Below are 11,517 nucleotides of genomic sequence, written 5' to 3'. Positions count from 1 at the left end.
CCATGGAATTTACGGGCGAAAGATTCGTTCCCACGGAAGAAGGCGAGATCCGCTACGAGCACTACCATCGCTATGCGTGGTGCCGTGCATTTGCGAAGGGCAAGGATGTACTGGACATTGCCTGTGGCGAAGGCTACGGCAGCGCGATGCTGTCGCAATATGCAACTTCAGTGATAGGTGTCGACATCTCCGCAGAAGCCGTCGAACATGCGACCAAGATCTACGGAAAGCTTCCCGGCGTGAGTTTCCGCGAGGGGAGCGCTGCGAAGATTCCGCTGCCAGATGCCAGTGTCGACATGGCGGTGTCGTTCGAGACCATCGAGCACCACGAAAAGCATCGGGAGATGATCGACGAGCTGCGGCGGGTACTGCGACCCGACGGCATCCTGGTGATGTCGTCTCCGAATCGCCCGGTCTATTCGAACAATGGCGCGTATCACAACGAGTTCCACGTTAAGGAACTCGACTTCAGCGAGTTGGACGAATTGCTCGCTGCCCGTTTTTCCCAGGTCCGCTACTTCGGCCAGCGGTTGGCGGTTGGATCGGTTCTGCTGCCTCTTGGAGTCGAGCACGCCTGCGGGAGCATGAAGCCTTTGACGGATACCGGATCCGAGGTGCTGGACAGGTCTCCGGCCCTTGCCGAACCGATGTATTTCGTGGCTATCGCCGCCGCGGATGGGGTGGTACTTCCCAGCCCAGATCCGTCGTTGTTCCTTTCAGAGCGGGAGGACTTGTATCTGAGGCACCGGGAAGTCGCGGCCTGGGCACAGCGCACCGACGAGGAACTTCAAGACCTCCACCATAGGCATGGTGCACTGGTGGCGGAGCACGAGGATGTCGCCGCGTGGGCCAGGCGGCTTGACCAGGAGCGCGACCACGCTGAGGTCCAGCTTGGCGAGGCTCGCTCGCTCCTTAGGGAGATCCTCCACGATGACGACGAGGCGATAGCCGGCTTGGGCGCCGTGTGCGAATCGCTGGTTGCGCAGGCACGAGCATTCAAGGAGCTCGACCAAGCACGCAGGCAGGAGATCAGCCGGCTCCAGGCGCAGACACGGTCGTTGGAATACGAACTGGGCAGCAGCCGGGAGCAGCTAAGGGAAGTGTATGCCTCGCACTCCTGGAAAGTGACTCGACCTCTCCGTCTGCTAGCCCGGTTGGCCAAGGGAGATTTCGCGGGAGCGCGCACCTCGCTCGCCCGTCTGTTGCCTGCCCGACCTCCCGCGAAGTCATTGCCTGTACCTGCCGCCAAGGTGGAAATTGCCGATCTGCGCTTCCCTGATTATTCGAAGCCGCGGGTGAGCATCGTCGTGCCGACGTATGGCCAGCTGGCTTACACGGTGGCCTGCCTTCGCTCGATCATGCACCACCAGCCCGGCTTCCCGTTCGAGGTCATGGTGGTCGAGGATGCCTCGGGTGACGAGGCCATTGGCCGCCTGCGCGGGGTTCCCGGGCTGAGGTACCTCGAAAATCCCGAGAACCTCGGTTTCCTCCGCTCCTGCAACCGGGCTGCGGCGCAGGCAGCGGGCGAATATCTTTATCTGCTGAACAACGACACCGAGGTCAGCGAGGGCTGGCTCGACGCCATGCTCGACGTGTTCAAGCGCCATCCGGACTGCGGCATGGTGGGTTCCAAGTTGGTCTACCCGGACGGGCGGCTGCAGGAAGCCGGGGGCATCATCTGGAACGATGGTTCCGGCTGGAACGTGGGGCGCCTACAGGACCCGGACGCGCCGGAATACAACTACGTGCGCGAGGTGGACTACTGCTCGGGCGCCTCCCTGATGATTCCGCGGGCTCTGTTCGACAGTCTCGGCGGGTTCGACGAGCGCTATGTCCCGGCCTATTACGAGGACACCGACCTGGCCTTCAAGGTAAGGGAGGCCGGAAAGCGCGTCTACTACACGCCTTTTTCGACCGTGATCCACCACGAGGGCGTTTCCCATGGCACGGACGAAGGGTCCGGCATAAAGGTGTATCAGGCGGAGAACCGCAAGCGCTTTCATGAGCGTTGGGCTCAGTCACTTCAGGCTGCCCACTATCCGAACGGCCAGAACGTGGTGCGAGCTCGAGAGCGCTCGTCACGCAGAGGGACGATTCTCGTCGTCGACCATTACGTGCCACAGCCGGACCGCGATGCCGGTTCGCGGGTCATGGTCGAGTTTATGCGTCAGTTCCAGGCAATGGGTTTCAAGGTCGTCTTCTGGCCAGACAACCTCTGGAACATGCCCGTGTACACGCGGCGGCTGCAGGAGGCAGGTGTCGAGGTCATTTACGGCCACCGCTGGAACGGCGCCTTCGACAAGTTCCTGGCTGAACGCGGTGGCGAACTGACCCACGTCCTGCTGAGCCGACCGCACGTGGCCGTGAAGTACATCGATGACGTGCGCCGATCGACTGCCGCACGCCTCATGTTTTTCGGACACGATCTGCACTTCAAGCGAATGCTCCGCCAACTGGCAGTCACCGCCGAGCCCGGGCTGAAGGCCGAAGCGGAAGCCATGGAACACCTGGAGCGGGGCGTATGGAGCCGCTGCGACGTGGTGCTGTATCCCTCGGAGGAAGAGGCGGCCGAGGTGAGAGCGCTGGCCCCCGGTGTGAATGCGACGGCGGTTCCCCTGTACTGCTTCGATGGGGTGGAGGAGCGGCCGGAGGCGAACCTTCAAAGCCGTGAGGGGGTTCTCTTCGTGGCCGGCTTCGCCCATCCACCCAATGTGGATGCTGCTTGCTGGCTGGTCCGGGAAATTATGCCTAGCGTCTGGGAGCGGCTGCCCCATATTTCCCTCAGCCTGGTGGGCTCCAATCCATCCGAAGAGGTCCTTACCCTGGGTTCGGAACGGGTGGAGGTCGCTGGTTACGTGGAAGATGCCGAACTGGCGAGGCGGTACCGCCAGGCAAGGCTCGTCGTCGCGCCGTTGCGCTTCGGGGCCGGGGTGAAGCTCAAGGTTCTCGAAGCCATGCAGCAGGGTGTGCCACTGATCACCACCACTGTGGGCGCACAGGGTCTGCCTGGCCTTGAGGATCTCATTCCGGTATCGGACGATGCTGCTGCCATAGCCGATGCCATCGTTCGCTTAGTGAGCGACGATACCGCCTGGGTAGCCACTTCGGGCAATGGCGCCGGGTATATTGCAGGCAACTTTTCCGTGGAGGCTTTCGCTGAGGCCTTGAGCCGTGCGCTGGATACTCGCGCAACTTGAGCGGCGTATAACCCAAGCAGCGTCTTCTCATATCGGTTGGCTAGTGGGACTTACTCTCATCAGCGGGGTTACTAACCGGAGATGCTTCACGAGCCACGAATCCAATTTCCTTGCCAAGGATGGACAAAGCGCGAGCATCTTGAGTGATTGGAATGGCGCGCAAATTGTCTACCTGAATCCGCACATTTACCGGGGTACCCGGAATTAGACGACATGCTGGCGGTATTGCGAAAGCAAGTGTAGAAACCCCGGGGCTCGCGGACTGTTTACCGGCGGGACAACTGTTGAAACTGACGATAACCCCCGGGAGCCCAGGATATCTATAGGCGCCCAGTGGCACTTGTGTCCTGATTTCCAGGTGGTCGCCGGCTTTCGGTCTGAGCAGGATGAGGTTGTCGTCGGTTAGCCAGCGCCCGTTGGCGCCTTCGGGCTCGTTGAACCCCCGCATGTAGGGATAGTCGTCGGCCGCAAGGATACGCCGGCGTACCGGTGCACCTCCGGCAACCAGCGGGACCGGCTCCAAGCGTGAGGCGTGGAGCAACGCGTAGCCGCCGGCCGGGGCCGACAGGCCGTACATTAAGCGAACGCCCTGCAGGTAGTCGGTGCCGTCGGCTGGCGCCTGGATGAAGTAGACCGGTCGCCCGGCCTTGAGGCGCGAAACGGGTATGTCGTTGAAGTCGAGAAGATTGCGTTCCGACAGCAGGCCGACACGCGGCGCCGAGTACCAACCGATGCCAAAGAGGTACGCATCTGCCGGCAGCGCATGGACGCGCTTGGCCATCGCCAGCAATGCCAGGTCATCCGGTGCCGCCTGTGACGACGTCCAGGCGCGAATTCCGTTCAACACAGACACCAGCGGTAGGGCCAACACGATGCCTGCCGCCAGCAGCCTCTTGAGCCGGACGCCAGTGCTCTGCCACAAGCCACCCAGGCACAGACCGGCGAACATGACCATTCCCAGGTCGGCGCAGATCATGCCATCGAGGATGCGTCGGTGCCACGCCTTGGCCGTTGGCGTGACCAGCAGCCACCACCCCAGGTAGACCATGGCGGTCGAGAGGATCGCTAGCGTGCTCCACTTGCCCGGTTGGTGGCGCGGCCATAGCATCGCGGCGATCCAGGCGAGGCCGACCAGCACGAGCCAAGCGCCGGTCAGCCAGGTTGCACGGCCGTAATCACCGCTCAACAGCGCCAGATGGGTGCTGAATTTCGCCAGCAGGCTGCCGACCGTATCGGCGAAGCCTGGCCGGACACCAGCCTGCTGAAAGATGGCACCGGCTTCCTGGGCCCACCATGCCTTCCACTCTCTTGCGCCGCCCAAGGCGGTGGCCCTGGCCGCCTCCATGGCTGCAAGTGCGAGCATGCCGGCTGCCACCAGGGCTGCGAGTTGCCGCCACCGTTCCATCGGCGGACCGGGGCGCGCCAGCAGCAGTTCCAGAACGATACATATCCCCACCGCGCCGGCCCCAATCAGCATGACCGTCTTGGTCAGTACCGCGAGCGCCAGCAGCAGGCCGGCGACGCTGGTCGCGAGCCAGGGGCGGGATGGGCGCCGGTGGAAAATCGCGGTGGCAGCCAGGACCCATACCAGCGCAGGAACCTCGCCGTAACCGTTGAATCCGAACTGCGCCATGCCAGGCGTCACCACGACGGTGCAGGCTGCAAGCCACCCTAGGGTGCCGCCGCCAATCTGCTTCGCCAGATACCAGGAGGCGGCAACCAAGGCCAGGAAAAAGCCGATGTTGACCACCTGAGCCTGAGCGATGCCGACGCCGAAGGCGGCGAAGACAGCTGCGGCGGGCAGCACGTACGGAGCGCCGGTCTGTATCTCGTGGGGAAACGGTTGCCGATCGGCGTAGGTACGACGGTAGCCGTCACCGTTAGCTATCGAGCTGGCCACCTCCAGATTCATCGCGCCGTCGAACGAAGGCGCACGATCGAGGGCTTGCGAGCAGGCGACAATGACGAGCGAAAACAGAAGCAACCCCAACAATACGGCAGGCGTGAGGAAAAGGAGCTTGCGGGTGTCCAGCAGGCGCTTACTCATGCTCGCGTTCATGCTTTGTCCCGGTTTGATTTGGTGCGCCCCGGTACTCGATGTGCTGGAGCCTCAAGTCGATTGCTTCCATGAGCTTGCGGTTGGTCGCGACCATGTCGCCGATCAGGCCCATCGTGTATAGGAGCGTGCCGAGCGTGACGCAAAGTGATGCCAGGATCACCGATTGCACGTGGCCTTGCCCATCACCGCTCAGGTAGAAGTAAAGGAAACGGATGCCGGCTAGCAGCCCGACTAGCCAGAAAGCCGAGCCGATGCGCAGAAACGTCGATAACGGCCGGTAGACGGCGAATACGCGCAGGATCGTTGCCAGCGAGCGCTTGACGTAGTTGGGCACGCTTGTGACCAGCCTGGAGGGGCGCAGGTCGCCGTTGGTGTGGATGGGGACCGAGGCGATGCGCAGGTTGCTCTGGCCCGCCTGGATAATGGTTTCAAGCGTGTAGGTGTAGGGGTTGAAGACGTGCAGACGCATCGCCGCCTCCCGCGACATGGCACGGAAACCACTGGGCGCGTCGGCTACGTCGGTTTGGCTGGCCACGCGCACCACCCAGCTGCCCAGGCGCTGCAGTTTTTTTTTGGTCCAGGAGAAATGCGCGGTCTGGTCTATCGGGCGCGCACCGATGACGATGTCGGCCTCGCCCGCCAGCACGGGCGCGGTGAGCTGCGGGATGTCGGCGGCGCAATATTGGTTGTCAGCGTCGGTATTGACGATGACATCCGCGCCGAGCCGCAGACAAGCTTCCAGTCCGGTCATGAAGCCCGCGGCCAGGCCGCGGTTGACTGGATGGCGCACCACATGACGTACACCATGGCGGCGAGCCACCTCGGCCGTCCCGTCCGTCGAGCCGTCGTCGACGACCAGCCACTCCACCACATCGAACCCATTGACCGCCCGGGGCAGATCCGCTAGGGCGATGGCCAACGTCTGCGCCTCGTTGAAACAAGGAATCTGGATGATGAGCTTCATGGGACCCTTCCTTTTTCGGCAGGGAAGCTACGTCATGGTGTCTGTGTTCCTATGTAGGTAAGCGTGAACTGACGGGGCGGCTTCCGCTATCGCCTGCGTTTGCGAAAAGGCGCCGCGGTAGCTATCCCGATCACCTCCCATGATGCTCCGCGAGGCATTACGGCGCCACCATCCGCAGGGAAGTTCCGCCTAAGCGGGCGGTGAAGTGAGGTTGTGAAGTTGGCGCATAGCCAGGCTGCCAGCGATGAAGACCGCCAAGTCGCCTATCGTGGTTGCCACGCGCAGCGCCACGATCAGCGCCACCGCCTGCGTTGGCGGAAGGCTGCCGGCAAGCAAGGCGGCGAGCACGGTTTCGCGGATGCCCAGCCCGGCTGGCGCGCCTGGCGTGACGAAGCCGAGGATCCAGCTGCTGGCGAAGGCGCCAGTCAGGAAGATCACGCCCGGCGCCGGCGTGCCCTCCGCCGCGATGGCATGAGACACGAGCCACAGCCCGCCGCCTATCAAAAAGAAGTTGGTTACGTATATGGCGTAGCAGCCCAGTACCGTGGAGGGGGCCAAGCCGACCCGGGGCGGTACCGCGGTCGGATCACTCCGAACGCCGGCACGAAGGAGCGCTAGCCGGGAAACCAAAGGGGGCGCCAGCAGCAGCGCCGCAGCGACGGCCAGGGTGACGCCGAGGAGCAGCGGAGCCCGGTACGCTGCCAGATGGCCGTGCGCCAGCACTGGCCCGGTCCAGAAGAGAGTCAGCGCGCTGACGTGCGTGCAGGCAACCACCGTCAGCAGCATTTCCCAGCTGATCGAGAAGAGCACGGCCGGCAGGTCCAGTCCGGCGCCTCGGGCGAGCGCGATCCGGCCGATGTGTTGTGCCACGTTGCCGGGAAGGTACTTGGCAAACTGCGTGGTGGCGAGGATCGGCAGCATCCGACAGAGGCTTGCGGGCTGCTTCATGGATCGGAGCATCCACACCCAGGCGAGGGCCGTGGCGGGTATGGCCAATGCATAGAGCGCGGCCAAGCAGACCGTCGAGGCCAGCACGTTGACGTTGAGCAAACCCGACAGATCGCTGCTGGCCAAGGTGCGGCGGGCGTGTACCAAGAAGTACACGCCGGTCAGCATGCCAAGCAGTAGCCCTGCCGTCCGCCAGACCTGTTTCAAGGCACGCGTGCCAGGGCCAGATAGCCGTTGCCCGCTTCCGTGCTCAGGAACGGTCGCTGTGCCTGGATCGCGGCGGCCAGCAGGGCGCGTCCGGGCAGGCTGCGCAGCAGCGGGTACCACTTCACCTCAGAAGTGCGATCAATGCCGCTTTGCGCGGTGTTGGCATCGCGGCTGTCCTGGCCGGGCGGTGAGCGCTCCCGATGCTTCCCGGCGTAGCGCCTGGCGGCGGCTCGTTCCAGCAGATTGGCGAGCGGAAAGCCGTAACACTCGATGCGTTCGACGGCAAAGCCGGCGGCCTGGAAGAGCCCGGCCAACTGTTGCCGCTCATAGCGGCGTACGTGGCCCGCCCACACGTCCCGCGCGTTCCACCGGGTCTGGTGGGCGGGTACTGACAGCAGGAGCCGAGCCCCCGGCGCCGCCCATGCGCGCCATTGCCGCAACGCTCCGAGGTCGTCCTCGATGTGTTCTAGCACCTCCAGCGCCATCAGCAAGCCGAACCGCTGCCGCCAGTCGGGCGCGGGCTCGGCGTGGAAGTGGATAGGGCGCCCTGCCTGCTCCGCAAGCCGGGTGGCGAGCTCCTGCGCCGCGCGCGAGGTTTCCAGTCCGGTGCATGCGAACCCGCGATCGGCGAGTTCGTGGAGAAGTAGCCCGGTACCGCAGCCGATCTCCAGCACCTGGCAAGGCACGATGGCCGCAAGCGCGTGCATTACGCGGTTGCGGCGCAGCAGGTACCGAGGCGCAGGCACCCAGCCTTGCTCGGGTGCGGCGGGGCCAAGCAGGCGCAGATTTTCCATGTCAGGCCTCCTGTGGGAGCCGGCGCTGCAGCAGCTCGACACACTGTCGCCCGATTGCCTCGGCGCCGATCCGGTCGCGGAGCGGACCATGGCAGGGCGTCGATGGGCGCGCCTCCCGCGCGAACGCGCAAACCGCGGCGGCCAGCGCATATGCATCGGCCGGTGGCACCAGCCGCACGCAGGGCGGGTTGTCGCGCAGCAGTTCGCGCGCGGCCGGCGAGTCCCGGGTGACCAGTGGGCGACCCATAGCGAGGATCTGGAACACTTTGTTTGGGATCACGCTGGCCGCCTTCTGAGATTCGCCGAATATGCCCAGGCAAAGGTCGGCCGCGGCGATGTGCCGGTGCAGCTGCGGGTAATCAACCCAGCGATCCCAGTGCAACCGCGGAAGGGGTTGGACGGCCAACATCGCCTCGATGCGTCGCGCTTCCTGCCCCGTGCCGATTAGGTGCCAGTCGATCTGGTCGTCCCGCGTCATGCGCGCGGCCTGGACGATGGTCTCGATACCGTGCAAAGGGATGAACTGGCCATAGAACAGTACGCGCAAGCGCGCCGGGACACCGCCCGGATCCGCGCCCGGGCCCACGCCCGCCATCATGGGGAAGTGTTCGGTCTCCACCCCGACCCAGACGGCCTCTGCCTGCCCTCGGGCCAGTCCGAACAGCTCCTCAACCCGGCGCGCGTGCGCACGGGTGTCGAGAAAAACGATGTCCGCGCGCCGCAGCGCAAGGCCTTCCAGCTGGAACAGACAGCGTGCGGTTAGGCCCGTGCGGCGCACTAGTTGCCGATCCTCCACCACGGTGTCGTAGAGTGACATGAACATGTCCCATACCAGCGGGATACGGCGCAGGCGGGCAATCGGTGCGGCCACCAGCATGTCCAGGATGCCAGGAAAGCCGATCAGGATGGCGTCGGGCCTGGGAGCCCGCGCAAGGCGCCAAGCCAGGGCCGGGTAGCTGGCCAGCCAACGCACCGCCACCGTCATGCGCTGGCGCCAGCCATGCACTTGCGACTTGTCGGGCACATCTTGCCAGACATCTGCATGGCACTGGTCGACCCGCACCCCGGAGCGTTCGAGGCCGGCAAGCAATACCCGCACCCTTGGCTTGCCGGTGTCGTAGGTGCCCCATAATAGGATGCGCATAGCGTCAAGTCCCAGGCACGGTGGCGGCCGTCAGCCGGGGATCCCTTTTTACAGACTATCCCCGCGCAGCCGTTCGATTATCATAGACGAGATACTAATCAAAGCGCCCGCGGCTCGCGTGCAGAGCGAGGGTTACGGCGCGCCTTGCGGCCATCGCGGCTCCGCCGGCGACGGTGCGCCAGGGCAGGGCAGGCGATTTTCGCCGCCAGCGACCACCCTTTGAAGCGTCTTTCCTGCGCCCGCTGCGGCCTGCTAGGCGCGTGCGCATTCAGGTAGGGCTTCCCCGGCGCGGCTTGAGCCGGCTAAGGCGGCCGGTAATGAAAACCAATCAGGACGAGGCAGAATGGTGCGAGATAGGGTAGACAAGTGGGCGTTGGTCGCTGCTGTTTTGACTGGCGGCGTATTTTTCGTGCTGCACCAGCTCTATGTGACGCGCACGCATGCCGACGCGCTGTACATGGACTCCCTGCGACTGGTGTACCAGCTTGAACGATGGCTGGCCGGCGATCTGGGCTTTCTAGAATTCTGGCGCCAGGGAGCCGCGCACCACGGCTTCATCAACCAACTGGCGCTATGGGCCAATGTAGCTTTCTTCTCGCTGGACGTGGAACTGGCTAACCGCGCCAGTGGTATTGCAATTGCCGGCGTGAGCTCCGTCCTCGTCTACGTGTTTGTCAAAGGGGAGGGGGCGCTTGCGGGCGAAGCGCCAGGTGTCGGCGTACTGACCGGGAGATTGGCGATCGCTTGCGTGTTTGCGGTGCTGTGCTTTAGCTGGGCCGGCTTCGAGTTGCTCACGCTTGACCTCGGCTTGCCCCTGTGGCTAAAGAATTTTTCTTTCGTACTGTATTTTGCTGGGTACTCGCGTTATCTCAGCCGCCCTAACGGGCACGCTCCGGTGCTGGCGACCTGCCTGACCGTCGCCGGTCCGGTGATCGTGCTCGTCCTCGGCATGGGGTGGTCTTACGCGTTCGTGCTTTCGGTGTTGTCGGTCCACCTGCTGGATATCGTGGTGGCGGCCCGTAACGGGCAGGTTATCGTCTGGCGCAAGTTAGTTCCGGCCGTGGCGTTGGTGCTGGCGCTGCTGGTCTACATCGTGGGCGGGTTCAACGCGCCGACCACTAGCACTGTGGGCGGCGCTAGAGCACCCCTGACAATTGCCGCGATGGCGCTGTATGCGCTCGGCTCCAGTTGGATGGGCGTGGAAACTGCGTCAGCCATCTCCTTCCCGTTAAGCCTATTCATGCTCTTCGGTGGTGTGAGTGTCACGGTCGCCTTTTGTATGGTCTGGCGGCGCTTGGGACGGGGGCTGCACAGCCGGTCGTTGCTGCCGCTATTTCTGTTGGCATATGGCGGACTGATCGCGCTGGCGCTCGGTGCAACTCGTGGCGTGGCGGGTGTCGCCGCGGTGATGGCATCGCGCTATTTCATGGACCTGGTGCTGTTCCTGATTGGCGTCACCTGGCTTTGGTACGAAGACGTCGCTGCCGGCGGTGCGCGCCGCCGGCAGCTCAATGCACGTCTGTTCATGGCCTTCATACTGGCGGTGCTGGTTGGCCAAGCGCTGACCTATTGGCGTGAATGGCGGGTCGCGCCGTACCGGGCTGCGTACTTCGAAGCGGTGAACCGCGCAATCTACCTTGGGGTGCCGGACGCTTCCGCAGCCGAGCTACTTCAGTCCCCGCTAGTCTATGCTCGCCGGGGCGCCGAGACATTGCGTGAAAAGCGGCTCGGTTTGTGGTCTAAGGCGAATCTAACGTCGGGAGCCTGTCGCAGTGCGGAGGTGTCCTATACCAAGGGCTGGCATGCGCAGGAGGGACAGGCGAGATGGAGTGCTGGGCAAGCCGAACTGCTCCTGCCCGCGTGCGGCTGTGACTTCACTGCGCAAGTGTACCTGCCCGGCTCCTTCGAGAACCGTGAGCTGGACATTTCCAGGCCTGGCGACGCCCTGCAGCGGGTCACCTTGGCGCCTGGCCAGGGCCGCGAGATCCACATACCCGGCGCGGCGCGGCCCCAAATAGTCTTGCTTTCGGTCTCCCGGACCACAGTGCCCGCGAGAGATGTCCCCGGCAGCCACGATGGCCGGACGCTCGGCGTGCTGTTGAGCCACGCTAGATTTGCCTGTGAGCGAGAACATTGATGCAAGCAATCAGTCTCCCGATGTTGCGGTCGTCCTGCTTCCTACTGCCAGGCGTGTATGGTTGTGG

At 64.0% G+C, this 11,517-nt stretch carries 7 protein-coding genes; 2 read left to right on the top strand and 5 right to left on the bottom strand.

Translation table 11 applies throughout. The features are described from left to right. Positions 1 to 2 precede the first annotated feature (2 nt). Complete coding sequence (locus LQ771_RS12135) at positions 3 to 3,197, top strand: glycosyltransferase (protein ID WP_231349669.1); 3,195 nt, start codon at positions 3 to 5, stop codon at positions 3,195 to 3,197. Positions 3,198 to 3,237: 40 nt separating this feature from the next. Here the strand turns inward: LQ771_RS12135 and LQ771_RS12130 are convergent, their stop codons facing one another. The 5 genes from LQ771_RS12130 to LQ771_RS12110 all read right to left on the bottom strand — a co-directional run bounded on the left by LQ771_RS12130 (position 3,238) and on the right by LQ771_RS12110 (position 9,313). Further along, positions 3,238 to 5,244, bottom strand: coding sequence for a hypothetical protein (locus LQ771_RS12130; RefSeq protein ID WP_231349668.1), 2,007 nt, complete (start codon positions 5,242 to 5,244; stop codon positions 3,238 to 3,240). Continuing rightward, positions 5,237 to 6,220: a glycosyltransferase family 2 protein gene (locus LQ771_RS12125; RefSeq protein WP_231349667.1), complete on the bottom strand. Its 984-nt coding sequence runs from the start codon at positions 6,218 to 6,220 to the stop codon at positions 5,237 to 5,239. The genes LQ771_RS12130 and LQ771_RS12125 overlap by 8 nt, the downstream gene beginning before the upstream one ends. A 189-nt stretch (positions 6,221 to 6,409) precedes the next feature. Next, complete coding sequence (locus LQ771_RS12120; protein WP_231349666.1) at positions 6,410 to 7,375, bottom strand: lysylphosphatidylglycerol synthase domain-containing protein; 966 nt, start codon at positions 7,373 to 7,375, stop codon at positions 6,410 to 6,412. Further along, positions 7,372 to 8,169 carry a class I SAM-dependent methyltransferase gene (locus LQ771_RS12115; protein ID WP_231349665.1) on the bottom strand — a complete coding sequence of 266 codons (798 nt, stop codon included), beginning with the start codon at positions 8,167 to 8,169 and terminating at the stop codon, positions 7,372 to 7,374. Before LQ771_RS12115 ends, LQ771_RS12120 begins: the two co-directional genes overlap by 4 nt. Position 8,170: 1 nt before the next feature. After that, entirely contained in the window at positions 8,171 to 9,313 is a 1,143-nt protein-coding gene (locus LQ771_RS12110) for a glycosyltransferase (protein ID WP_231349664.1), read from the bottom strand. A 373-nt stretch (positions 9,314 to 9,686) separates the two neighbouring features. On the opposite strand from LQ771_RS12110, the gene LQ771_RS12105 reads away from it, so the two are divergent. Continuing rightward, positions 9,687 to 11,450, top strand: a complete 1,764-nt coding sequence (locus tag LQ771_RS12105; protein WP_231349663.1) for a hypothetical protein — start codon at positions 9,687 to 9,689, stop codon at positions 11,448 to 11,450. The last annotated feature ends 67 nt before the right edge of the window (positions 11,451 to 11,517 follow it).

The sequence above is a fragment of the Frateuria soli genome, from assembly GCF_021117385.1.
Lineage (GTDB): Bacteria > Pseudomonadota > Gammaproteobacteria > Xanthomonadales > Rhodanobacteraceae > Frateuria_A > Frateuria_A soli.
The sequence above is the reverse complement of the archived record's forward strand: the minus strand, read 5'-3'. Positions and strand labels throughout refer to the sequence as shown.